This window comes from Pseudogemmobacter sonorensis (assembly GCF_042762395.1).
Classification (GTDB): domain Bacteria; phylum Pseudomonadota; class Alphaproteobacteria; order Rhodobacterales; family Rhodobacteraceae; genus Pseudogemmobacter; species Pseudogemmobacter sonorensis.
The window spans coordinates 36,063-60,816 of record NZ_JBEFZE010000023.1 but is presented as its reverse complement, the minus strand read 5'-3'; the positions used below and the strand labels follow the sequence as shown (position 1 = coordinate 60,816).

The window sequence follows — 24,754 nt, the reverse complement described above, 5'->3', positions numbered from 1 at the left end:
CGGCTGCACCGGGACCTGCGCACCCGCGCCGCGCGGCTTCTGGCGGTGGCGCCGAAGCTGCGCGGACGCGATGCCGCCGCGGTGGTGGCGCGGCTTCTGTCCGAGGATGCGCTGGCCCCCCGCGCGGGCGCCCGCGCCAGCGACCGCGCCGCAAGGCGGATCTTCGACCGGCTGGTCGCCCTTGGCGCGGCGCGCGAATTGACCGGGCGGGCCAGCTTCCGCCTCTATGGGCTTTGATCCGATGGCGGACGAGGCCTTCGACCGGGATCTGGCCGACCTGCCCCCCGCCGAACGCTGGCGGGCCTGGATGGCGCGGGCCGAGGCGGTGATCTTCGCCAGCGCGGCCCCGGTGACGCATGAGATGCTGGCCCGCGTCGTCGGCGAGGATTGCGTGATCGCGCTTCTGGTCGAGGATATCGCGAACGATCTGCGCGACCGGCCCTATGAGATCGCGCGCGTCGCGGGCGGCTGGCTGATGCGGACGCGCCCCGGCCTGGGCCCGGCGATCCGCCGCGCCTTCGATGCCGGAGAGGAGGTCCGCCCCCTGCCCCGGGCCGATGCGCTTGCGGTGGCGGCCGTGGCCTATCTTCAGCCGGTGACCCGGGGCGCGCTGTCGCAGCTTCTGGGGCGCGAGGTCAGCCGCGACACCATGGCGCGGCTGCACCGGCAGGGCCTGATCGCGCGCGGGCCGCGCAGCCCCGAGCCGGGCGCGCCCTATACCTATGTCACCACCGAGGCCTTCCTGATCCGCTTCGGGCTGGAAAGCCTGAACGACCTGCCCGATCTTGAGGCGCTGGCCGATGCCGGGCTGCTTGCGCCCGATCCGGCCGCGATCCCGCCCGAGTTGCGCCCGCCGGTCTTCGGCGCGGAGGAGGGCGACGAGCCCTGAGCCCGCCCGTCGCCCGAGGCCGCTGCCCCGGGCAAGAACCCGGACAGGCCGCCGAAAACGGATAAACCTTCCTCCCGCGCTGCGATCGGGCCGGAAACGCGGATCTTCCGGCGCATTTGCGGCGATCTCGCGAAACCGCGTCGCCATTTGCCAAGGCGCACCGCCGTCGAAAACGAACCCTTCGGATGCCGCGGGCCTAACGCGCCAAAGCGATCAGCTCGGCCAGCGAGCGCGCGTCGAGCTTTTCGAGGATCCGCGCCCGGTGGTGGTCGACGGTGCGCGGGCTGATCCCCAGCCGGGCCGCGATCTCCTTGCTGGAGGTCTCGGCCGGGTTTTTCAGGATGTAGTCGACGATTTCCATCTCGCGGATGGTCAGCCGCTCGAACCGGGCCTGGCGCTCGCGCGCGACGGCCTCGGCCGCCAGCCTCTCGCGCAGCAGGGCGAAGGCGGTCTCGATCCGCTCCACCAGGTCGGACTGGCGGAAGGGCTTTTCCAGAAAGTCGATGGCACCGCCCTTGATCGCGGCCACGGTTTCGCGCACCCCGCCATGGCCGGTGATGAAGATCACCGGGACCGGCATTCCGGCCTCGTTCATGTGGCGCTGAAGCTCCAGCCCGTTCATGTCGGGCATGCCGTAGTCCAGCACCAGGCAGCCCTGGCGTCCGGGCTGCCAGGCGGCAAGGAACTCGGCCGCCGATCCATGGGTCTCCACGCTGTAGCCGCGTATCCCGAGCGCGCGCGACAGCGAATTGCGGATCGCCTCGTCGTCGTCGACCACGAAGACTGTCAGAGTCGGCTTGTCCATCGTCTGGGTCGTCCTTCTCCTTGGAATTTCTCGGGGGAGATTTCTCGGGTGGCATTGCGGGGCGGGGTTTCAGGCGGCGCGGCCGGTCGGCAGGGTGAAAAGGAACCGCGCGCCCCGCTCGTGGTCGGGATCAAGCCAGAGCGCCCCGCCATTGGCCTCGACGATCGAGCGGCAGATCGACAGGCCCAGCCCCATCCCCCCGGGTTTCGAGGTCTCGAACTGGCTGAAAAGCTGGATATCGGGCGAGATGCCCGGCCCGGTGTCCTCGAAGCTGACGGTGACGTCCTCGGGCCCCGAATGGGCGCGGATGGTCAGCCTGCGGGTATTGTCGCGCCCGTCGGCCATCGCCTCGATGGCGTTGCGCGCAAGGTTCACGATCACCTGGGCGATCTGGACCCGGTTCGCCTCGATCCCGGGCAGGCCGGGGTCGGGGGCGGCGTCGATCACCACGCCGGCCTCGACCGCCTCGGCATGGACCAGCCGCAGCGATTGGGTCAGAAGCTCAGCGAAATCGAAGCCCATGGTGCTGCCTTCGTCCTTGCGCACGAAGCCGCGCAGCGCGCGGATGATCTCGCCCGCGCGCAGGGATTGCTGCTCGATCTCTTCCAGGATCTCGCGCAATTCGGCCTGGGCGGCGATCGGGGCGGCGAGCTGTGTGCCGCTCGCGCGCGCGGCAAAGTGATCGGCAGAGTGATCGGCGGGGTGATCCAGCATTAGCAGCGCCGCATCGGCATTTTGCGCGATGGCGGTCAGGGGCTGGTTCAGCTCATGCGCCAGGCCCGAGGCCATCTGCCCCATGGTATGGCCGCGCGCCAGATGCGACAGGTCGCGGCTGAGCTGCTGGATCTGGTGGTCGCGGGATTTCTCTTGCGTGATGTCGTCCACGGTCAGCACGCTGTGCAATTCGCGGCCCTTTTCGCCCCGGATCAGGATCGCGTTCAGCTTGACCCAGATCTGGTGCCCGTCGCGGCGGATCCAGCGCATCTCGACATTGCTGGTATTGTCGCCCGACAGGCAGCCGTCGCGGGTGTATTGCGCCAGGTCTTCGGGATGGGCCACATCGGCCAGGCTGCGTCCCACCACCGCTTCGGGCGGCGCGCCGACCAGGGCGCCGAAACTGGCATTGGCGCGGATGATCGTGCCGTCGGCGGGCGAGATCTGCGCCATCGCGCGTGAGGATTGGTCGAAGGTCTGGTTGTATTCGCGCTCGGTCTCGCGCCGGGCCATGATCTCCTGCACCAGGGTCTCATTGGCGCGTTCCAACTCGCGATAGGTCTTGGGCATGGGCTCGGCCGGGTCGATCTCGCCCTGCGCCACCAGGGCCGAGCGCACGGCAAAGGCGCGCACGGGCTTGTGGATGTAACTGGCCAGCATCAGCCCGACCAGGCCGGTGATCGCCGCGACCAGCGCCGCGATCCAGATATTGGTGGTGCGGTTTTGCTTGATCGCGCCGGTGAAGTCGCTTTCGGGCGCATAGACCGCGATGGTCCAGGGCAGCTTGTCCGACATCATCGGCATCACCGAGGCGACATAGCGCGCGCCGCGGAAGGTGAAATCCGAGGCGGTCTCGCGCATCACCTGCATTTCGCCGTCGCGCAGCAGCGGGCCGAAGGCGGCGGTCACGATCGGATCCTCGAATTCGGTCAGATTGGCGAAGCTGAGGGTGCCGTCCTCGTTGGTGGTCTTGATCATCTCGGGGTTCGGGTGGGCGATCACATCGCCGTTCTTGTGGATCACCAGGGCCTTGCCGGTGTCGCCGATGTTCAGCCGGGCCAGGAAGTTCGAGATTTCGGAAATCTCGATATCCACCCCCACCACGCCGCGCACCTGGCCGCCCTCGCCCATCACCGGGGCGGCCAGGGTGATGCCGGGATGCTGGGACGAGAAGAAGATATAGGGGTCGGTCCAGATCGTGGTCTGTTCCGACTTGGCGCGGGTATACCAGAGCCGGTCGCGCGCCTCGTAGGGATCGTCGGGGTCGGCCTGATGGGCGAGGCGGGTGAAATCCTTGGCGCGCCAGATCAGGTCGACCTGGCGCCGCCCCTCGGCATCAAAGGTGATGAGCTTCGAGCGGAACGGCCCCGGCCCCTGGGAATAGCGCATGACGAAGACGAAGGTCCCGTCCTCGGCGCCGTAGTAGACGCCCGAGACCTGGGGCGCGATCTGCAATTGCTGGAACAGAAGCTGTTCCAGAAGCTGCGGATTGTCCGAGGCCACGACCCGGTTCTGCGCCAGCCGCGCCGCCAGTTCCGCCGCGCCCTCGGCCGGGTTCAGGAAGCCGCGCGAATGTTCGATCGTATTGGTGCCGACATCGCGCAAAAGCTCGTGCGCATGCTGGATCAGCGCGCGCTCCGAGGTGAGGTAGGAGGAAAAGACCACGGCCAGAACCGCCAGGAACTGCAATCCCGCCAGTCCGATCGCCAGAAGCGCGCCAAGGGATTTCGTCATCGCAGCACCTTCGTTCCACCGCCCTGCGCGCGGATGGAAGGCAAGCGGATGCCGTCCTGTCCGTCGCGCTTCGTCCCGTCCCCTGCGCCTGGGGGCCCCGCCGCCGCCGCTCTATCAGGGGAAGGCCCTGCTGCGACAGCGAAATCATGGCGTAAACGGCGTAAAAACCGTCCGAAATCAAGGGCGACGGCGCCTGAATCCCGGCCGGATAGGCAAAATTGCCTAGGCAACCACACGAATTTACAGATCGCGTGCCGATGTGGAAGACAGATTCAGTCGCGTATTCGGTTAAGCCACCGTCGGTTCGGGCGATTTCGGTCCCGGTTCGGGGTGGCGGTTTGTTCGTAACGAGTGTCGGGCGTCGTCGCCCGGTCGGATGGCGCGGACTCGGTGGGGCTTCATCGCCGCTTCGGGTCCGCGTTGTCGGACGGGCTGGCGCTGGTAACCCGGGCTGCCCGGGGTTGGACAGTTTCCAAGGAGGATGAGGGGGACACCCCGAATCGGCCCTTGGCAGGCGGTCGACCCCAGATCCGTCGCTTTCCGAGGGTAACCTCAGTCTTTCTCCGGGCAGTTTCCCCGCCGCCCGGTCAGGGCTTTGTCGGGCGCTTTCGCCATCTTCCGCCTCGCTGCCCGCCTGAGCGGGATCCGCCCCATGCGTTCGGGATCTGGCGGGCCCTCGAAACCCGGGGAAGGGTGAAGGCGGGGGGTTGAAGGCGGGGGGGCGCCCTCTGCTATGCTGGCCCGGCCCGGCCCGGCGTTTCCCCTCGGGTCCCGGCCCGAAAGGGACCCGCCATGACCGATGACACCGATCCGCCGCCGCCCGCCGCCTTCCCCGCCGCGCCCCATGGCCTGCGGCTGCAGGGCCTGGCGGCAAAGGCGCGCGGCTATGCCGAGGCGGCAAGTTCGCCCAACACCCGCCGCGCCTATGGATCGGACTGGCGCCATTTCACCGCCTGGTGCCGGCGCGAGGGGCTGGAGCCCCTGCCCCCCGCGCCCCAGGTGGTCGGGCTTTATATCACCGCCTGCGCTTCGGGCGCCCCTTCGGCGGGCGGGCGCAAGGCCTCGGTCGCGACGATCGAGCGGCGGCTTTCCGCGCTGGTGTGGAATTACACCCAGCGGGGCCAGACGCTCGACCGCCGCGACGCCCATGTCGCGACCGTGCTGGCGGGGATCCGCAACAGCCATGCCGCGCCGCCGCGCCAGAAAGAGGCGATCCTGCCCGAGGATCTGCTCGCCATGCTGTCCACGCTGGACCCGGCCGGGCTGCGCGGGCTGCGCGACCGGGCGATGCTGCTTCTGGGCTTCGCGGGCGGGCTGCGGCGCTCGGAGATCACCGGGCTGGACCTGGGGCACGACCAGACCGAGGACGGGCGCGGCTGGATCGAGATCCTGGACGCGGGCCTGTTGATCCGGCTGCGCGGCAAGACCGGCTGGCGCGAGGTCGAGGTCGGGCGCGGCTCGGCGCCCGCCACCTGCCCGGTCGCCGCGCTGGAGACCTGGCTGCGCCTGTCGCGGATCAAGGCGGGTCCGCTTTTCCGCCGCGTCACCGAAAGCGGGTGCGCGGTGGGGCCGATGCGGCTCAACGACCGCGAGGTGGCGCGGCTGGTCAAGCGCGCCGCGCTGGAGGCCGGGCTGCGCGCCGATCTGACCCAGGCCGCGCGGGCCGCGCTTTTCGCGGGCCATTCCCTGCGCGCGGGCCTCGCCTCCTCGGCCGAGGTCGAGGAGCGCCATGTCCAGAAGCAGCTCGGCCATGCCTCGGCCGAGATGACGCGCCGCTACCAGCGCCGCCGCGACCGCTTCCGCGTCAATCTGACCAAGGCCGCGGGGCTTTGACGCAGCGGGTGATTCTCTCCGCTCGTCGGCCCCTTCGGCCCGGTTCTCGGCCCGTTCCGGGGCCGAATTGTGCCTTTTCGGCCCTCTGCCACCAGATCTTGAAGATTTTTCTTGCCCGAATCCCTTTTGGCCCGCAGATATATACGCCAAGAACAGAATAAGACGGCTTTCAGCGTAACAACGCCTTGGGCCGCGAGGGCAGAGACATGACAAGAGAACGGATCGACCGGCTGGTGGGCGATCACGCCGCCCGGCTGTCCGAGCGGTTGCAGAGCCATCGCGAGCAGCTTTTCCCGCCCGATGCCCGGCGTCAACTGCGCCGCTTCACCAGTGGCGAGGTGGCCGATCTTCTGGGCGTCAAGGATGCCTATCTGCGCAAGCTGAGCCTTGAGGGCCGCGGCCCCCAGCCCGAGACCCGGGCCGGCGGTCGGCGCTATTACTCGCCCGAGGACATCCAGGCCCTGCGCCAGATGCTGGAAAAGGGCGCGAAATCCCCGGGCACCTATCTGCCGGGGCGCCGCGGGGGCGATCACCTTCAGGTCATCACCGTGATCAATTTCAAGGGCGGTTCGGGCAAGACCACCACCTCGGCGCATCTGGCGCAGAAGCTCGCGCTCGACGGCTATCGGGTGCTGGGGGTGGATCTGGATCCGCAGGCCAGTTTCTCGGCCCTGCACGGCTTCCAGCCCGAATTCGACCTGCTCGACGGCGGCACGCTCTATGACGCGATCCGCTACGAGGACCCCCTGCCCCTGCGCCAGGTGATCCAGAAAAGCTATTTCACCAATCTCGACATCATTCCCGGCAATCTCGACCTGATGGAATTCGAACATGACACGCCCCGCGTTCTCAGCGCGCGCACGGGTGAGATGTTCTTTACCAGAATATCGGAGAAACTGGCCGAGATCGAAGCCGATTACGACGTGGTGGTGATCGACTGCCCGCCGCAACTGGGCTTTTTGACCATGGCGGCGCTGAGTGCGGCGACCGCCGTTCTGGTGACGGTGCATCCGCAGATGCTCGACGTCATGTCGATGTGCCAGTTTCTTCTGATGACGTCGAACCTTCTCGGCGTCGTGGCCGATGCGGGGGGCGATATGAGTTACGACTGGATGCGCTATCTGGTGACGCGATACGAACCCGGCGACGGGCCGCAGAACCAGATGGTCAGCTTCATGCGCTCGATGTTCGGCGATCATGTGCTGAACCATACCGCGTTGAAATCGACCGCGATTTCGGATGCCGGTATCACCAAGCAGACGCTTTACGAGGTGGAGCGTTCGGCCTTCAACCGCCAGACCTATGAGCGGGCGCTGGAAAGCCTGAACGCGGTGAATGCGGAAATCGAGGATCTGATCCAGGCCGCCTGGGGCCGGACGGCAAGGGGCGAGGGGCGCTGAGATGGCTCGCAAGGATCTGCTCAAGGGGCTTTTGAATCCCACTGAGGTGCCCGCCTCGCCCTCCCCCGCCGCGCCGCGCATGACCAAGGGCGCGATCGGTGCCGTGGGCCAGTCGATCGCCGATCTGAAAAGCCGCTCGGTGATCGAGGTCGACCCGGCGCTGATCGACGAGGGCGGGCTTGAGGACCGGCTGGACGAGGATGCGGCGGGGATCGCCGAGCTGGCGGCCTCGATCCACGCCTATGGCCAGCAGGTGCCGGTGCTCTTGCGCCATGCCCCGGCGGCCGAGGGTCGGTTCCAGGTGGTCTATGGCCGCCGCCGCGTCGCCGCGCTTCGGCTGCTTGGCCAGCCGGTCCGCGCCATGCTGCGCGACCTGTCCGACCGCGACCTGATGATCGCCCAGGGCCAGGAGAACGCGCAGCGCAAGGATCTGAGCTTCATCGAAAAGGCCAATTTCGCCCGGCAGATGCGCGATCTGGGCTTTGAGCGCGCGGTGATCTGCGATGCGCTGGCGGTGGACAAGACCGTGGTCAGCCGGATGCTGACCGTGGCCGATGCGATTCCGCTGCCGGTGCTGCACGCCATCGGCGCCGCGCCCTCGGTCGGGCGCAACCGCTGGCTGGAACTGGCCGAACGGATCCGCGAGCGCGACCCCGAGGCGGTGGCCGCCGCCGTGACCGGGGCTGATTCGGACCAACGGTTCGAGATGATCTTCCGCCGCCTGGCCCCCGCGAGACCCCGCCTGCCCGCACCGCCTTGCCTGACCGGCGCGGGCGAGATCGCGCTCGGCCGGGTGGAGCGGCGGGCGGACGAGACCATTCTGGCGCTGTCGCACAGCGCGGCGCCCGGCTTCGACGACTGGCTTCTGGCCCGGATCGAGAGGCTGCATCGCGAATTCCTCGCCCGTGGAGAGGAGTGATTCGAACCGGCAACGACAACAGGAGGCACGAAACAGGACGCGAAACGAAAAAGCCCCCCGAAATGATGAACATTCCGAAGGGCCGTTGGTCGATCTAGCACCTCGAATCTAACGGCATCCGTTGACACCTGTCAACTCGTCGATTCGGCGGGATGTGTTTTTGCATCCTCGTGAAACATCATGCAGCACATTTCATCGACGCCCTTCGGGCGGCGGCCGGTCGATGCCGGTCTTCTCGCAGCGCAGGCGCTGGCCGGCGCGGGAAAGGATTGCCCGGCGGCGGACAAATGGGCGGTCCTGCGCGACCTGGGCCTGGCGCGGGCGGCGTTCCGGGTCAGCGACCGCGATCTGGCGGTGCTGGCCGCGCTGGTGTCGTTTCACCGCGCGGCCGAAATCGCGGGCGATGCGCCGGTGATCGTCTTCCCGTCGAATGCGGCGCTGGCCGGGCGGGCGCATGGCATGGCCGAGAGCACGCTGCGGCGCCACCTGGCGGCGCTGGTCGCGGCCGGGCTGATCCTGCGCCACGACAGCCCCAACGGCAAGCGCTATGCCGTGCGCGGCTATGGCGCGCTGGACCGGGCCTTCGGTTTCGACCTTTCGCCGCTGGCGCGCCGCGCCGAGGAGATCGCTGCGGCGGCCGAGGCGGCACGGATCGCGGCCGAGCGGCTGCGCTGCCTGCGCGAAACGGTGGTGTTGCGCCTGCGTGATTGCGCCAAGCTGGTGGCCTATGCCGCTGAAAGCCTGCCCGGAAACTGGGACGCCCTATCCGATGCCGTGGCGCTGTCGAAGCGTGCGCTGCGCCGCAAGCTCGATCCAGCGCAGCTTGACGCGCTGGATGCCGAGGTTTCGGCGCTGCTCGTGCGGATAGATCGGGGGATGAAGGTGCATGAAACGGAAAATATGGACGGCAATGTCGTGCAATCCGGGCGGCACATTCATGATTCAACCAAAATGCTTATTGAATCTGAACCTTGCAATGAAACTGCAAGGGCGGAACCCGATCCGGCGATGAACGATGCTCCCGCTGCCGAACCCTTGCTGCCCCTGTATCTGGTGCTGCGGGCTTGTCCCGAGATCCGGCTTTATGCCAGTGCCGAGATCCGCAACTGGCGTGGCCTGATCGCGGCCGCACATTTCGTGCGGGGCATGATCGGCATCAGCTCTGAAGCCTGGGAGGAAGCGCAAAGGCTGATGACACCTGCCATTGCCGCAATCACCCTGGCCTGCATCCTGCAAAGCCATGAGCGGATCGCCAAGCCCGGCGGCTATCTGCGCGCGCTGGCCCGCAAGGCGGGTCAGGGGGCATTCTCACCCGGGCCGATGGTAATGGCGCTGTTGCGGGCCGAGAATGCCCATCCGGCCTGAGCCTATTTGTTGCAGTCGATCCAGCGCGACAGCAACTGCCGGTCGCGGAAGCATTCGTCGGGCACCGCCCGGCGCTTGATCCGGGCAAGCCGCTCGGCAAAGGCCACCTGTTTCGAACTGGGGCGGCCATCGTCGACCGGCGCGAGCCTGGCCTGGGTGTCGATCCAGTGGGACAGGCTGCGGCGATCCTGCTGCACCTCCCACGGCAGAAGGACACGATTCTTCAGCGCCAGTGCGCGGGCATAGGAAAGTTGACGCTCGGTCACGGGCAGGGCGAAGCTGGTCTGTTCCATCGGGCGATTCCCTTTGCAGTCCTTGCTCGAAGATATAGAACATAAAGAGAACATTTTCAAGTGGCCCCCGCGATGCCGCTGCACGCCCTTGACCTTGCCCCCGCCTGGCGCGATGCGGGGGCCAGCGGGTGCCGGATCGGAGACAGGATGCTGCGTCAGTTCTTTTCCTATTATCGCCCCTGGAAAATGCTCTTCTGGGTGGATTTCGGCTGCGCGGTGCTGTCGGGCCTTCTGGAGCTGGCCTTTCCGCTGGCGGTGCGGGGCTTCATCGACTTCCTGTTGCCCGCCGGGAACTGGAGCCTGACCCTGCTGGCCGCCGCGGCCCTGATGGTCATCTATCTGGTGAACACCGGGCTGATGGCGATCGTCACCTATTGGGGGCATATGCTGGGCATCAATATCGAGACCGAGATGCGCCGCCGCGCCTTCGACCATGTACAGAAACTGTCCTGGAGCTTCTTCGACCGTGAGCGCACCGGCCGCCTGGTCAGCCGGGTGACCCGCGACCTGGAAGAGATCGGCGAGGTCGCCCATCACGGCCCCGAGGATCTGTTCATCGCGGTGATGACCTTCATCGGCGCCTTCGCCCTGATGCTCTGGCTGCATCAGCCGATGGCGGTGATGACGGCGATCATCGTGCCGATGGCGGTGCTGATCGTCTCGGTCTACGGCGGGCGGATGACGGCCACCTGGCGGGCGATCTATTCCCGCGTCGCGAATTTCAACGTCCGGCTGGAAGAGAATGTCGGCGGCATCCGCGTCGTCCAGAGCTTCGGCAACGAGGCGCATGAGCGCGCCCGCTTCGCCACCGACAACGCCGCCTATCGCCAGACCAAGCTTGACGCCTATCGGATCATGGCGGCGAGCCAGGCGCTGAACTACATCGGCATGCGCGGGGTCCAGGTGCTGATCATGGTGGTGGGCGCGGGCTATGTGCTGGCGGGCGATCTGACTGCCGGGGGCTTCGTGGGCTTCCTGCTGCTGTCGGGCGTGTTCTTCCGCCCGCTGGAAAAGATCGCCGCCGTGCTTGAGACCTATCCCAAGGGCATCGCCGGCTTCCGCCGCTATCAGGAGCTTCTGGAGACCGAGCCCGATATCGCGGATGCGCCGGGGGCCGTGGTGGCGCCCCGCTTCTCGGGTGCGATCCGCTTCGATCATGTCGGCTTCGGCTATGATCCGGCGCGCCCGGTGTTGACAGATGTCAACTTCGAGACCCGCCCGGGCGAGACGCTGGCCTTCGTCGGCCCTTCGGGCGCGGGCAAGACCACGTTGCTGGCGCTGTTGCCGCGGTTCTATCAGCCGCTTTCGGGACGGATCACCATCGACGGCATGGATGTGCGGGGCTTCACGCTGGAAAGCCTGCGCCGCCAGATCGGCATCGTCAGCCAGGATGTCTATCTCTTCGGCGGCACTTTGCGCGAGAACATCGCCTATGGTCGGCTGGACGCGACCGAGGCCGAGATCCTTGCCGCCGCCGAGGCCGCGCAGCTTGGCGCGATGATCGCGCGCATGCCCGATGGGCTGGATACCGTTGTCGGCGAACGCGGCGTCATGCTGTCGGGCGGGCAGAAGCAGCGCGTCGCCATCGCGCGGGTGTTCCTGAAGAATCCGCCGATCCTGATCCTGGACGAGGCGACATCGGCGCTCGACACCGAAACCGAGCGCGAGATCCAGGCCGCGCTGGAGCGTCTCGCCTCGGGGCGCACCACGCTGGTCATCGCCCACCGGCTGGCCACAATCCGCGATGCTGACCGCATCGTGGTCATGGAAAACGGCCGTATCACCGAAACCGGCACCCATGCGGAACTCGCGGCCTCGGGCGGGCGCTATGCCAGGCTTTCGGCCGCCTGACGCCAAAAAACGTATTGCAGAAACATATTACGCCCTACCTGCGCGACGCTCCGGCAAAAAAACTGAACTGATGAGTTGATTTTTGCCGGAAAGCCGGGCAGGCAGGGCGGAACAAAGCGCGCCCGAAACCCATCGGGCGGACAACAACTGCGACCCGCACCTTCGGAGTAAACGATGTTCAAGCGGCTTTTCATCGCCATCATCCTTCTTGGCCTCGTGGTGGGGGGAATCGTCTGGTTCAAGTATTTCCGCGACGAGATGATCGCGCAGATCCTGGGCGGCATGACCCCCGCGCCGGTTCCGGTCAACACCGAGACCGTGGACCCGATCACCTGGGAGCCGGGGATCGACGCCATCGGCACCTCGCTTTCGGCGCGCGGCGTCGATCTCGCCATCGAATCCGGCGGGCTGGTGCGCGACATCCTCTTCGCCGCCAATGACGAGGTGACCCAGGGCCAGCATCTGGTCCAGATCGACGACGACAGCGAAAAAGCCTCGCTCGCCGCCGCCGAGGCCGCGCTCAGCGTGGCCCAGGCCGAGGCGCGCCGCGCGACCACGCTGACCGAACGCGGGGTAGGGGCGGCGACCACGCTGGAAACCGCCGAGGCCCAGGTCGAAAGCGCCCGTGCCCAGGTGGCCCAGGTGCAGACCGCGCTGGATGCCAAGGAGCTGGTGGCGCCCTTCGAAGGCGTGATCGGTATCCCGCAGATCGAGGTCGGCCAGTGGGTCTCCCCCGGGACGATCTATGCCACGCTGCAGGACCTGAGCACGATGCGCGTCGATTTCGCCGTGCCCGAACAGCAGATGGCCAGCCTGGTCCTGGGCGGTGTCGTCACCGTCGCCTCGGAAGTGGACGATTTCTCGGCCAGCGGCCGGATCATCGCCATCGAGCCGCGCGTCGATGCCAATTCGCGCATGGTCTCGGTCCGGGCCGTGGTCGAGAACCCCTCGGGCCGCCTGCTGCCCGGCCAGTTCCTGCGCGTGCGCATCGCGCTGCCGGTGGAAGAGAATGTGATCGCGGTGCCGCAAACCGCCGTCACCTCCTCGCTTTACGGCGATACGATCTATGTCCTGCGCGGCGAGGACGATGCGCTGACGGTCGAGCAGGTCTTCGTCACCCTCGGCCGGCGCTCGGGCGGGCGGATCGAGGTGGTCGAGGGCATCGAGGGCGGCGACCGGATCGTCACCTCGGGCCAGAACCGCCTGACCTCGGGCGCCAGGGTGGTCATCGACAATTCGGTGGCGCTTGACGCCGCCCTTGGCGAATAAGGGTTCCCTGCGATGAACTTCTCGGAAATCTTCATCCGCCGCCCGGTGCTGTCCACGGTCACCGCCGCGCTGATCCTGTTCCTGGGGCTTGCCGCGCTTTTGAACCTGCCGGTGCGGCAATACCCGGAAGTCGACGAAACCGTGGTGACCATCACCACGGTCTATCCCGGCGCCGCGCCGGATCTGATCCAGGGCTTCATCACCTCTCCCATCGCGGCGGCGGTCTCGACCACCGAGGATGTGGATTACGTCACCACGCAGTCGCGGCCCTCGGCCTCGGTGGTGACGGTGCAGATGAAGCTGGGCGCCGATCCCGACATCGCGCTGACCGAGGTCATGTCCAAGGTCCAGCAGGTGCGCGGCCAATTGCCCAGCGATGCCGAGGATCCGGTCATCGTCAAGGGCACCGGGATGACCTTCGCGCTGATGTATCTGGCGGTGCAGAACCCCAACATGACGCCCGAGCAGCTTACCGAATATCTGGAGCGCGTGGTCAAGCCCCGCGTCACCAATATCGACGGCGTGGCGAATATGGAGATCATGGGCGCCGCGGAATATGCGATGCGGATCTGGCTGGATCCGCTGCAGATGTCCGCGCGCGGCGTGACCGCGACCGAGGTTCTGGCCGCGATCCGGTCCTCGAACTTCCTTTCCGCGCCGGGCAAGACCGAAAACGACTATTTCGTCTATTCGCTGACGCTGGAATCCACCGTGCAATCGGCCGAGGCCTTCGGCGCGCTGCCGCTGGTGCAGGGCACGAACGGCACGGTGCGGCTGCGCGACGTGGCGCGGATCGAGCTTGCCTCCGGCTCGACCGATGCGATCGTGACCTTCGCGGGCCAGCCCGGCACCTTCATCGGCATCGTGCCCGCCCCGGGCGAGAACCAGCTCGACGTCGCCTCCAACGTGCTGGAGGCTCTGCCGGGCCTGGGTGAGACGCTGCCGCGCGGCATGACGATCACCCTGGTCTACGATTCGACCGAGACGATCTCGGCCTCGATCTCGGAGGTGTTCAAGACCATCGCCGAGGCCGTGGCCATCGTGGTCGTGGTCATCCTGCTGTTCCTCGGCTCGTTCCGCTCGGTGCTGATGCCCATCGTCACCATTCCGCTGTCGCTGATCGGCGTCTGCACGGTCATGCTGGCGCTTGGCTATTCGATCAACCTTCTGACGCTTCTGGCCATGGTGCTGGCCATCGGGCTGGTGGTGGACGACGCCATCGTCGTGGTGGAAAACATCCACCGCCATATCGACGAGGGTCTGTCGCCTGCCCGCGCCGCCATCGTCGGCATGAAGGAAATCACCGGGCCGGTGATCGCGATGACCATCACCCTGGCCGCCGTTCTGGCGCCGCTGGCCTTCACCGGCGGGTTGACCGGGGCGCTGTTCGCCGAATTCGCGCTGACGCTGGCGGGATCGGTGATCATCTCGGGGATCGTGGCGCTGACCATCACCCCCACCATGTCGGCGGGGCTGCTGAGCCATGACGCGCCGGGCCGGTTCCAGCGCATCGTCGACAAGGTGCTGAACGGGGTCTCCAACTGGTATGAGCGGCGGGTGTCCTCCTCGCTCGACTACCGGCCGGTCACCATGCTCATGGTGGTGTCGCTGCTTGGCGCGACCGGATTCATGTTCATGAATACCTCGTCCGAGCTTGCCCCGGATGAGGATCAGGGCGCGCTTTTCGCCATCCTGAACGCGCCGCGTTACGCCAGCCTGGACTATACCGACGCCTTCACCGCCGAGATCGGCCGCCGCACCGCCCATCTCGATGAGGTCGAGACCTCGTTCTCGGTCGCCGGCATGGGCGGGGCCAGCAGCACCGGCTTCTATATCTGGGCGCTGAAGGACTGGGGCGATCGTACCCGCAGCCAGGCCGAGATCCAGGCCGAGATCCAGTCCACGCTGGACAATTCGCCCGGCCTTCAGGGCTATGTCTTCGCGCCGCCCTCGCTGCCCGGCGCGGGCGGGGGGCTGCCGATCTCGATGGTGCTGCAATCTATCCACACCCCAGACCGGGTGTTCGAGATCGCCGAAGAGATTCGGATGAAGGCGCTGCAATCGGGCATGTTCATCGTGGTCCAGAACAGCCTGGCCTTCGACGCGCCGCAGGTCCGCATCACCATCGACCGCGACCGCGCGGCCGAGCTTGGCGTGGCGGTTTCGGATATCGGCTCGACGCTGGGGATCCTGGTCGGCGGCGGCGCGGTGGCACAGTTCGACCGCGATTCGAACAGCTACGACGTGATCACCCAGGTCCCCGACGAATGGCGCAACAACCCCGAGCGGCTGGGGGAGTTCTTCGTCCGCGCCGCCTCGGGCCAGATGGTGCCGCTGTCTTCGGTGGTCACGCTGAACCCCGAGGTCACCGCCGCCTCGATCGAGCAGTTCAACCAGCTCAACGCCGCCACGCTGTCGGCGATGCCGATGCCCGGGCTTTCGACCGGCGTCGCGCTGGCCGAGCTGGAGCGTATCGCGGCCGAGATCCTGCCCGACGGCTTCTTCGTCGATTTCTCGGGCCAGTCGCGGCTTGAGAAATCCGAGGGCAATACGATCCTTCTGGCCTTTGGCGCCGCGCTGGTGGTGATCTATCTGGTGCTGGCGGCGCAGTTCGAAAGCTTCCGCGATCCGTTCATCATCATGATGTCGGTGCCGCTTTCGATCTTCGGCGCGATGCTGCCGCTGTATCTGGGGGCCAGCACGCTGAACATCTACACCCAGGTGGGCCTGATCACGCTGATCGGGCTGATCACCAAACACGGCATCCTGATGGTGGAGTTCGCCAACCAGCAGCGCGAGGAACACAATCTGTCGCGCCGCAATGCCATCGTGGCGGCGGCCAAGGTGCGGCTGCGGCCGATCCTGATGACCACCGCCGCCATGGCGCTGGCGGTGGTGCCGCTGATCATCGCGCAGGGCGCGGGGGCGGCGGCGCGGCAGGCCATGGGGCTGGTGATCTTCATGGGGCTGATCATCGGCACGATGTTCACCTTGTTCGTGGTGCCGATGTTCTACACGCTGATCTCGCGCTCGGACGCCTCCTACATCCTGCACAAGCGCGAGGTGGAGAAGAAGTTCGGCCCGGCGAGTTCCTCGCATGTCTAGGGCGCAAGCCGCCTGAGGCCTCTTGCGAGAGGTTGCGATCGAATGGGGCGGTCCGGGTTCCGGGCCGCCCTTTCTCAACCGGAGGGGGGGGCGGCGGCGAGTCCGGGCGGGATCTCGACCAGGACCCGGTTCCGGCCCTCGGCCTTGGCGCGGTAGAGCATGGCGTCGGCGCGGGCCAGCAGTTCCGCGGCCTCAAGCCCCGGCACCGCCACAAGCGCCGCGCCGCCGCCGCTGAGCGTGACCCGCCCCGAGGTGGGCGAGGCGGCATGGGGCAGGTCCGCCGCCTCGACCGCGCGGCGCGCCTCTTCCATCACCGGGGCCAGATCGCGCCAATCCTCGGTCAGCAGGACGAATTCCTCGCCGCCGTAGCGCGCCACCAGATCGCCCGCGCGCCGGGCATGGCCGCCCAGGATCGCCGCCACCCGGCGCAGCGTCTGGTCGCCCGCGCCGTGGCCGTAATGATCGTTGAACAGCTTGAAATGGTCGATGTCGAACAGCCCGACCGCCAGCGCCTCGGACCGCCGGGTCGCGCGGCGCAGCGCGCGGTCCAGCGCGGTGTCGAAGGTGCGGCGGTTGGCCAGCCCGGTCAGCCCGTCATTGGCCGCCAGATCCGCCAGCAGTCGGCGCTGCATCTCAAGCCGCAGATGGGCGAAGACCCGGGCGCGGACGATGGCGGGATGGATCGGCTTTTGCACATAATCGGCGGCGCCGAGCGCGAGCCCCCGTTCTTCGTCGACCTCTTCCGACAGGCTGGTGATGAAGATCACCGGCGTATAGGCCAGCCTTTCGATCATCTTCATGCGCGAGAGCACTTCATAGCCGCTCATCCCCGCCATCGAGACGTCGAGCAGGACCAGGTGGATGTCCTCGCGCTCCATCAGTTGCAGGGCCGAGGGACCGTCGCGCGCCATCAGGATCCGGCAATCCAGCCCGAGGAGATCGGCAAGAAGGCCGCGGGTCAGCCTGTCGTCGTCGACGATCAGGATCGTCGGCGTGGCGGTGGCGGCGGTGCTCATGCCCGGGGACCCTTGTCGTCGGTTTCCGGCGTGTCCGGCTCTGGCGCGACGAGGCTCAGCAGCAGTTCCCGGACCGCCTCGGTGTCGAGATCGTCGAACCTGTCGATGGCGTCCCGGGCCAGGCCCTGGCAGGCGCCGTCCAACCCCTCGGCCAACCGCTGCAACAATGCGCGCGCCGCCAGGTCGCCATTGGCGATCAGCGGAAGCGCGCGCCGGACCAGATCTTCCACCGCCTCGGGGGGCAGGGCGGTCGCGCCCGCCGTCCCGGCTAGCGGCGTGTCGAGCGCGAGGGCGAGGGCGAGCGTGTGGGCCCGGGCAAGGCAGCTCTCCATCTGCGCGGGCAGGTCGGCGCCCGCCTCGATGGCTCCGGCCAGATCGCCCGCGCGGGCGCGGGTCTCGACCTCGGCGGTGCGGGCCAGCAGCGCGGCCTCGTCCAGATAGCCGACCACGCCCCGGATGCGATGGACGAAATCGGCCAGCCCGGCGGCATCGTCCGCCGCGACCTGCGCCTGCCAACCCGCGACCATATCGGCGTGATCGGCCAGAAAGCCGGTCACGAAGCGGCCCAGCCGGTCCCTGGAGCCGCCGAAGCGGCGCAAGAGCCCGGCCGGGATCGCCGGGTCTTCCTCAGGCGCGGTGCCTTCCTCGGCGCCAGGCGCCGGGGCGGTGCCGCCAAGGAAGGCGGCCAGCATGCGATACATCGCCTGTTCGTCGATCGGCTTGGTCAGATGGCCCGACATGCCCGCCGCGCGGCTGGCCGCCTCATCCTCGACCCGGGCCTGGGCGGTCAGGGCGATCACCGGCAGATCCCGCCATTGCGGCTGGCGGCGGATTTCCCGGATCGCCTCAAGCCCGCTCATCTGCGGCATGTGGACATCCATCAGCACGGCGTCGAACGGCTCTTCCCGCAACCGGGCGATGGCGTCGCGCCCGTTCACGGCCGTCGCCACCCGGATGCCGACGATGTCGAGGAAATCGCGTGCGACCTCGCGGTTGAGGGCATTGTCGTCGACCACCAGCACCCGCCGCCCGGCAAGCACGTGGGCGAAATCGGCCTCGCCGCCCGAGGGGGCCGGGCTGGCGCGCCCTGCCTCGGGCGCGGGCGGGGCCAGGGACAAGGTGTCGAGGATGGTGTTGAAGATTACCGATTGGGTGACCGGCTTGAGCAGCACGCCCTGAAGGTTCATCCCCTCGGCCTCGGACAGGACGAGCTGGTGGCCATGCGCCGTCACCATGAGCACCGCGGGCATGTGTTTCAGCCGGTGGTCGGCGCGGATATGGCGGGCGAGTTCCAGCCCGTCCATCCCCGGCATCCGCCAGTCGAGGAAGACGATGTCATAGGGGCTGCCCGCGCTTTCGCATTGTCGCAGCAGTTCCAGCGCCTCGTCGCCGCTTGCCGCCGTACCGGCCTTGAGGCCAAAGCCCCCGACCATGTCGCGCAGGGCCGTCCGGGCGGTGGCATTGTCGTCCACGATCAGCGCCCGCGCGGATTTCAGCCCCGAGGCCAGGGCGGCATGGGCCGGGCAGGGGGCGGCGCCCCCCTGGTCCGCCCCCGCGTCCCCGAGCCGGGTGCCGAAGACGGCGGTGAAGGTGAAGGTGCTGCCCGCGCCGGGGGCGCTTTCCACCCCGATCGTGCCGCCCATCCGTTCCACCAGGCGGCGCGAGATCGCCAGCCCCAGCCCGGTGCCGCCATAGAGCCGCGCGGTTTCGGCATCGGCCTGGGCGAAGGGCTGGAACAGGCCCGCGATCTGTCCCGCGCTCATCCCGATGCCGCTGTCGCGGACCGAGAATTGTAGCCGGATCCGGTCGCGCTTCGGCCCGGACCCCGGCGCCGGACGGATCGAGACCAGGATGTCTCCCCGCGCGGTGAACTTGATCGCATTGCCGACCAGGTTGGTCAGCACCTGACCCAGCCGCAGCGAATCGCCCATCACGGTCCGGGGCAGGCCGGGGGCCATGTCGAAGGCCAGCTCAAGCCCCTTTTCCTCGGCCCGCAGCGCGGTGACGGCGGCCACGGTTTCCAGCACCTGCTCCAGCCGGAAGGGGGCCTGTTCCAGCTCCAGCCCGCCGGCCTCGATCTTGGAGAAATCGAGGATGTCGTTGATGATCCCCAGAAGGACATTCGCGGAATCGTTGATCTTTTCCAGATAGTTGCGTTGGCGCGGATCCAGTTCGGTCTTCAGCGCCAGCCGCGACATGCCGATGACGGAATTCATCGGCGTGCGGATCTCATGGCTCATGGTGGCCAGGAAATCGCCCTTGGCGCGTTCGGCGGTCTCGGCGGCGCGCTTGGCTGCGCGCAGGGCCTCGGCCGCCTCATAGGCGGGGGTCACGTCGAGGAAGATCCCGTCCCAGCCCCGGCCCCTTTCGGTCGCGCGCGGCGCCGAGCGGATCTGAAGCCAGATGATCCTTCCATCGGGCTTGATCAGCCGGAAATCACATTCGAAATTGGTATTCGTATCGCTGGAGCGGCGCGAGGTTTCGAAATAATGGTCGAGATCGTCGGGGTGGATGGCGTTGATCATCAGCGCGGGCTCGGCCATCAGCGCCTCGGCGGAAATGCCGATCAACTCCTCGATTCCGCCGCTGATATAGGAAAAGCGCATGGTGTCGCGGGTGATTTCGCCACCGTCGCGGCCCAGATCGGCGGTCAGATATTCCAGCCGGTAGAGGACGCCGTTGGGCAGGCTGTCGGCGATGGCCTCCATACGGGCGCGGGCATCCTCGCGTTCGGTGGTGTCCTGCATCAGCCCGGCGACGCCGGTGATGGCGCCGGTGGCATCGCGGATCGCCTCGCCGCGCAGCCAGATCGGGAAGTTGCGGCCGTCCCGTCCATGGAAGCGGCCGGAGAAGGCATGGGACTGGCCGGTCGCGAGGCAATCCTGCAAGGCCTCGATCGCGCGGCGGAAGGTTTCCGCGTCGAGGAGTTCGGCCAGTTCGGCCGGGCTGGGCGAGGGGTCGTCCTCTCTCAGCCCGGCAAGCTCGCGCATGGTGCGCGAAAGGGTGAAGGTGCGGCTCTGCGGCTCGAACACCCAACTGCCGATCCGGGCCAGCCGCTCGGCCTGTTCCAGCCGGGTCAGGCTTTCGCGGGTCATCCGCTCGGCCTGGCGGCTGTCGGCGATGCGGCAACGCATGGCCTGTTCGGCGACGTCGAGGCTGCGGCGCAGGGTTTCGAATTCGGTGATCGCGGATCGGGGCAGGTCGGCCTGCCTGCGCCCGCCTGCGCAGGTTTCCGTTGTATTGCCACGGGTTGCGGCATCGGCGGGGCGATCTTCGGCAATTGAGGGCGCCTCGCCTTCCGCGATGCGTCCGGCCCGGGCCACCAGGCCCCGGATCGGGCGCAAGACCTGGCGCGCGATCAGAAGCGACAGGCCGAGGCCGAAGAGAACGGTCGCCGCAGAGGCGAGGATCATCACCCGCAGCGGCTGTTGCCAGCCCGCGTCGAAGATCGCGACCGGCTCGCCGACAACGACGGTCCAGCCCGGGGTGTCGGGGATTTGCTGAAAGGCCGTGACCATGCGCTCGCCCTCCAGCGTGGCGGCGAGGAAGCTGCCGCCGGGCTGGCCGATCCCCTGCAGCCGGTCCCAGTCGGCCACCCTTTGCCCGATCCGGTTCGCGCCGTCGCGCGAGCGGGCCAGAAGCCGCCCGTTGCCATCGGTGATCGCCAGCAGCATCTCGCTTCGGTCCGGCCCGCGCCGGTCGAAGGCGCGCACCAGTTCCGAGGCCGGGATACGCAGCACCACCACCGATTCATCCACTGGGCCCCCGTTGGCCTTGGCGCTTCTGGCGGCAATGGCGATCCTGTCGCCCGGGCCCGCATCGGCCCCGTCGCCTTCGGCGAGAAGGTTCGAGATCTGCGGGGATTCGCCCCGGGCCACCCGGCGGATCAGGGCGGCGAGTTCCGGCCCGAGCCGCTGGTCGAGCCCGGGATCCTGCGGATCATGGCTGGAGATGTCGAGCGTGCTCGCCCCGCCCGAGGCCGTCAAACCGGCCAGGTGGCGTTCCGTCGCCGCCAGTTCGCTGGCGGTGGATTGCGCCAGAACCATCGCGGTTTCGCGCAGGGCCTGCGTCGCCATCTCGCGGTAGGATTGCCCGGCATGGATCAGCGTGATTGCGGTCACCCCCAGCGTCGGCAGGATGACCAGCAGCAGCGCGACGGTCAGCGCCGTCCGCAGCGAATAGCTGCCCGAGAGCATTCCGGGTTTGGGCGACATCTAGCCTGACCGCATCAAGGGCGCGCGGGCGCCGGTTCGATGGCCTTGCTAGCAGGACAGTCTTTCGGACAGGTGAATAGCCAAAATTTTCAGGAAAAGCCGACTATTATCTCGCCATCGCCGCCAGGGCAAGCAGCGCCGGAAGGAGGTGTGTCCTTGCGGGCGCCAGGGCGGAAAGGCCTTCGGAAAACCACGAGGCGGCCTTGCTTGAGCGGAAAAAGATCATACTGGCGAAGTCCCTGGCTTCGGCGGGTGCTGCGGATCCGGTTGTCCGAGGGGCCCGTCCGGCTGTTCACATCCGGGTTACCTTTATCGAAGCGCCCCAAGAGGGCAAGAGCCCGCGCGGGCCTTGCCGCGCCGCTCCCGGGGAAGTTACCGCAGCGCAGTTGTTGACGGGCCAGCAACCAGGCCCCCGCAACCAGGCCCCCGCTTCCGGGGTGATCTGCGTCCCGAGGTGGCGCCGCCGCCCGTGGTTTGGGTCCATTGTGCTTCCGATGGTTGTCGGAGGCCGATCGCGGGATGCTGATCGTGGAGATCGAGCCGCTGAAGGCGCCATTGGTTCGAGCCCGACGGCGAGGCGCAAAGATCAGGCGGCTACATTTACCGAGGGCGGGGGGATCAAGACGATCTGCCGCGGCCAGAAGCGGTCGCAGCTCGACGCGCATTGCGCCACTGGTTCGAGCGATGCGCCGAAGGGTGCGGAAGGTGATCCGCGCCGGGATTACCGCGTTCACCTATACCCGGCCCGTGCAGCCGCGCCCGAAGCTGGGTGCCTGGGCGGGGGAGCTGAACCGGCTGCTTGAGGTCAACGCCGCGCGGGCCAGCCGGGAGCGGCAGTCCTTGGCACAGATCGACGAGGAACCGAGCGGGCTCGGCTATGGGGGCGGATATGACGCGGTGCGCCGCAATGCCTCGAACCGGGCGCGCAATCAGGGGCCCGGCGCTTCTGCCGCCTTCGCGCCCCTGCGCTTTGCGCGCGGCGAAGCCTGCCAGTTCGACTGGAGCCACGAGGTTGTCGTGATCGATGGGGCGCGCACCATCAAGGCGGCCCATGTTCGCCTGTGCCGCAGCCGGACGTTCTTCGTCCGGGCCGATCCTCGTGCGACGCAGGAGCCTCGGCCATCGGGCTCGGAGCGATGGCGCCGCGCGGGCTTCGATGTTCGACGCCCACGACAGGGCCTTCGCCTTCTTCAAGGGCACCCATCACGGCCCTTGGCCATCGGGCTCGAACCGATGGCGCCGCGATGGCTCGACGTCGAGACCGGAAACGACAGCCGGCGTATCGAAACACGAGCCTGAACGCGCTGCGAAACGCAGGCCCCCGTCGGCTGCGCCAGTTGCAAAGCTACGCCGCCACCGGCCTGCTCACCCGGGCGCCAGAGGCCGAACTTTGGGCCCCCGATCAGGGGGCGCCATTCAATGACGATTGACACCTTACCTGCCTGAGTAGGCCGCAGGATCAGGCGGGTGGCACAGAGCCCCCCCTCGGGCAGGGACCGCAGGCCGAGCGCGGTCCTGAGCGAGGTGAGCGCGAGCGCGACCTGCTGCGCCACCGGACAATGCGGCTGCGCCAGCAGGATGAAGGCGGGGAAGGGCGCGCCCGTCCCCCGCGCGGGGGCGGCGGCGGGGGGACCGGCGCTTGGGCGGGCTGGTGTCCTGTCACGCCTTTTCCCCGGCTGGCATCCGCACGCGGCCCGCGCGTCGCGGGGCTGGCCCCAAGGCTGGTACGGCCGGGCATGAAAAACGATAGGGCAGGACGTGTTTTTTGCCCGCCGCCCGGAGAAGCCTTTCGCGCCCAGGGGCCCCCGGGGGAAGGAAATCACCGCCGGGGCGATTCGGGGCCCCCGGCGAAGCAAAGGGCCGGAGGCGATGCCCCCGGCCCTTCGGTCCCGGTCCTGGCCGCGCCTATTCGACCAAGGGCAGGATCTGTTCGATGCTCTTCTTGGCATCGCCATAGAACATGCGGGTGTTTTCCTTGTAGAACAGCGGGTTCTCGATCCCGGAATAGCCGGTGCCCTGGCCGCGCTTCGACACGAACACCTGCTTGGCCTTCCAGACCTCCAGCACCGGCATGCCGGCGATGGGGGAATTGGGATCCTCTTGCGCCGCCGGGTTCACGATGTCGTTCGAGCCGATGACGATCACCACGTCGGTTTCGGGGAAATCGCCGTTGATCTCGTCCATCTCCAGCACGATGTCGTAAGGCACCCGCGCCTCGGCCAGCAGCACGTTCATATGGCCGGGCAGGCGGCCCGCGACCGGGTGGATGGCGAAGCGCACCTCCTTGCCCCTGGCGCGCAGGCGCCGGGTCAGCTCGCTGACCGATTGCTGGGCCTGGGCCACGGCCATGCCGTAGCCGGGCACGATGACGATGCTGTCGGCCTCGTTCAGGGCCGCGGCCACGCCTTCGGCGTCGATGGCCACCTGCTCGCCGGTGATCTCCATCGCCGGGCCGCCGGTGGCGCCGAAGCCGCCGAAGATGACCGAGACGAAGGAGCGGTTCATCGCCTTGCACATGATATAGCTGAGGATCGCGCCGGACGAGCCGACCAGCGCCCCCACCACGATCAGGAGGTCATTGCCCAGGCTGAAGCCGATCGCCGCCGCCGCCCAGCCGGAATAGCTGTTCAGCATCGACACCACGACCGGCATGTCGGCACCGCCGATGCCCATGATCAGGTGATAGCCGATGAACAGCGCCAGCAGGGTCATCGCCAGCAGCGCCAGCGTCGAGCCGGAATTCAGGTAGACGATCAGCAACAGCACCGACAGGCCCGCCGCCCCCGCGTTCAGCAGATGGCCGCCGGGCAGCTTTTTCGCCTTGCCGTCGACCTTGCCCGCGAGTTTGCCGAAGGCGATCACCGAGCCGGTGAAGGTCACCGCGCCGATGAAGACGCCCAGGAAGGTCTCGACCCGCAGGATCGAGATCTCGACCGGGGTCTTGTGCGCGACCAGCGCGGCAAAGCCGGTCAGCGCCGCGCGCGCGGGCGCGTCCATCCCGGCGATGCGGGTGATCTCGACATGGGTGCCAAGGCCGATGAACACCGCCGCAAGCCCGACAAGGCTGTGCATCGCGGCGACAAGCTGCGGCATCTCGGTCATCTGGACGCGCTGCGCGACGAACAGGCCGCCCGCGCCGCCGATGGCGATCAGGATCGCCGACAACAGCCACAGGCCCGAGCCGGGCCCGGCCAGCGTCGCCGCCACCGCAAGCGCCATGCCCACGATGCCATACCAGACCGCGCGCTTGGCGCTTTCCTGGCCCGAAAGCCCCCCCAGCGAGAGGATGAAGAGGACAGCCGCCACCACATAGGCGGCAATGGTGAAACCGTATTCCATTCGCCCCG

16 protein-coding genes are annotated in these 24,754 nt (G+C 67.8%); 10 read left to right on the top strand and 6 right to left on the bottom strand.

What is annotated here, in order from left to right:
• Both ABNX41_RS15335 and scpB read left to right on the top strand, forming a co-directional pair.
• Nucleotides 1–237: DUF1403 family protein (locus tag ABNX41_RS15335; protein WP_438670604.1), on the top strand; the 237-nt coding region annotated here is incomplete at its 5' end.
• Between the two features lie 4 nt (nt 238–241).
• The gene (gene scpB, locus ABNX41_RS15330; RefSeq protein ID WP_438670603.1) at nt 242–889 is read left to right on the top strand and encodes an SMC-Scp complex subunit ScpB; all 648 of its coding nucleotides are present in this window, start codon (nt 242–244) and stop codon (nt 887–889) included.
• A 196-nt stretch (nt 890–1,085) separates the two neighbouring features.
• Here scpB and ABNX41_RS15325 read toward each other — a convergent pair whose 3' ends face one another.
• Both ABNX41_RS15325 and ABNX41_RS15320 read right to left on the bottom strand, forming a co-directional pair.
• Complete coding sequence (locus ABNX41_RS15325) at nt 1,086–1,694, bottom strand: response regulator transcription factor (protein WP_438670602.1); 609 nt, start codon at nt 1,692–1,694, stop codon at nt 1,086–1,088.
• Nucleotides 1,695–1,763: 69 nt separating this feature from the next.
• Nucleotides 1,764–4,142, bottom strand: coding sequence for a sensor histidine kinase (locus ABNX41_RS15320; RefSeq protein ID WP_438670601.1), 2,379 nt, complete (start codon nt 4,140–4,142; stop codon nt 1,764–1,766).
• Between the two features lie 792 nt (nt 4,143–4,934).
• Between ABNX41_RS15320 and ABNX41_RS15315 the strand changes: the two genes are divergently transcribed.
• From ABNX41_RS15315 to repC, 4 genes are all read left to right on the top strand, one after another.
• On the top strand, nt 4,935–5,975 hold the full coding sequence (locus tag ABNX41_RS15315) for a tyrosine-type recombinase/integrase (protein ID WP_438670600.1): 1,041 nt from the start codon (nt 4,935–4,937) through the stop codon (nt 5,973–5,975).
• Between the two features lie 206 nt (nt 5,976–6,181).
• Nucleotides 6,182–7,375, top strand: a complete 1,194-nt coding sequence (gene repA / locus ABNX41_RS15310) for a plasmid partitioning protein RepA (RefSeq protein ID WP_438670599.1) — start codon at nt 6,182–6,184, stop codon at nt 7,373–7,375.
• A gap of 1 nt (nt 7,376) precedes the next feature.
• A complete protein-coding gene (repB, locus tag ABNX41_RS15305; RefSeq protein ID WP_438670598.1) occupies nt 7,377–8,294 on the top strand; it encodes a plasmid partitioning protein RepB in 918 nt (305 codons plus the stop codon).
• A 180-nt stretch (nt 8,295–8,474) separates the two neighbouring features.
• Nucleotides 8,475–9,659, top strand: a complete 1,185-nt coding sequence (gene repC / locus ABNX41_RS15300; RefSeq protein ID WP_438670597.1) for a plasmid replication protein RepC — start codon at nt 8,475–8,477, stop codon at nt 9,657–9,659.
• A 2-nt stretch (nt 9,660–9,661) separates the two neighbouring features.
• On the opposite strand, the gene ABNX41_RS15295 is transcribed toward repC, so the two are convergent.
• Nucleotides 9,662–9,952: a hypothetical protein gene (locus tag ABNX41_RS15295; RefSeq protein WP_438670596.1), complete on the bottom strand. Its 291-nt coding sequence runs from the start codon at nt 9,950–9,952 to the stop codon at nt 9,662–9,664.
• A 147-nt stretch (nt 9,953–10,099) separates the two neighbouring features.
• Between ABNX41_RS15295 and ABNX41_RS15290 the strand changes: the two genes are divergently transcribed.
• The 3 genes from ABNX41_RS15290 to ABNX41_RS15280 all read left to right on the top strand — a co-directional run bounded on the left by ABNX41_RS15290 (nt 10,100) and on the right by ABNX41_RS15280 (nt 16,177).
• Entirely contained in the window at nt 10,100–11,803 is a 1,704-nt protein-coding gene (locus ABNX41_RS15290; RefSeq protein ID WP_438670595.1) for an ABC transporter ATP-binding protein, read from the top strand.
• Nucleotides 11,804–11,977: 174 nt separating this feature from the next.
• A complete protein-coding gene (locus ABNX41_RS15285) occupies nt 11,978–13,072 on the top strand; it encodes an efflux RND transporter periplasmic adaptor subunit (protein ID WP_438670594.1) in 1,095 nt (364 codons plus the stop codon).
• Between the two features lie 12 nt (nt 13,073–13,084).
• Nucleotides 13,085–16,177 carry an efflux RND transporter permease subunit gene (locus ABNX41_RS15280; RefSeq protein WP_438670593.1) on the top strand — a complete coding sequence of 1,031 codons (3,093 nt, stop codon included), beginning with the start codon at nt 13,085–13,087 and terminating at the stop codon, nt 16,175–16,177.
• A 74-nt stretch (nt 16,178–16,251) separates the two neighbouring features.
• Here ABNX41_RS15280 and ABNX41_RS15275 read toward each other — a convergent pair whose 3' ends face one another.
• The gene (locus tag ABNX41_RS15275; RefSeq protein WP_438670592.1) at nt 16,252–17,193 is read right to left on the bottom strand and encodes a GGDEF domain-containing response regulator; all 942 of its coding nucleotides are present in this window, start codon (nt 17,191–17,193) and stop codon (nt 16,252–16,254) included.
• Nucleotides 17,190–21,407 (bottom strand): response regulator, encoded by a 4,218-nt coding sequence (locus ABNX41_RS15270; protein WP_438670591.1) that lies wholly within the window; start codon nt 21,405–21,407, stop codon nt 17,190–17,192. The genes ABNX41_RS15275 and ABNX41_RS15270 overlap by 4 nt, the downstream gene beginning before the upstream one ends.
• Before the next feature lie 705 nt (nt 21,408–22,112).
• Here ABNX41_RS15270 and ABNX41_RS15265 point away from each other — a divergent pair.
• On the top strand, nt 22,113–22,706 hold the full coding sequence (locus tag ABNX41_RS15265) for a hypothetical protein (protein WP_438670590.1): 594 nt from the start codon (nt 22,113–22,115) through the stop codon (nt 22,704–22,706).
• Between the two features lie 606 nt (nt 22,707–23,312).
• Here ABNX41_RS15265 and ABNX41_RS15260 read toward each other — a convergent pair.
• Nucleotides 23,313–24,746 (bottom strand): NAD(P)(+) transhydrogenase (Re/Si-specific) subunit beta, encoded by a 1,434-nt coding sequence (locus ABNX41_RS15260; RefSeq protein WP_438670589.1) that lies wholly within the window; start codon nt 24,744–24,746, stop codon nt 23,313–23,315.
• Nucleotides 24,747–24,754 lie beyond the last annotated feature (8 nt).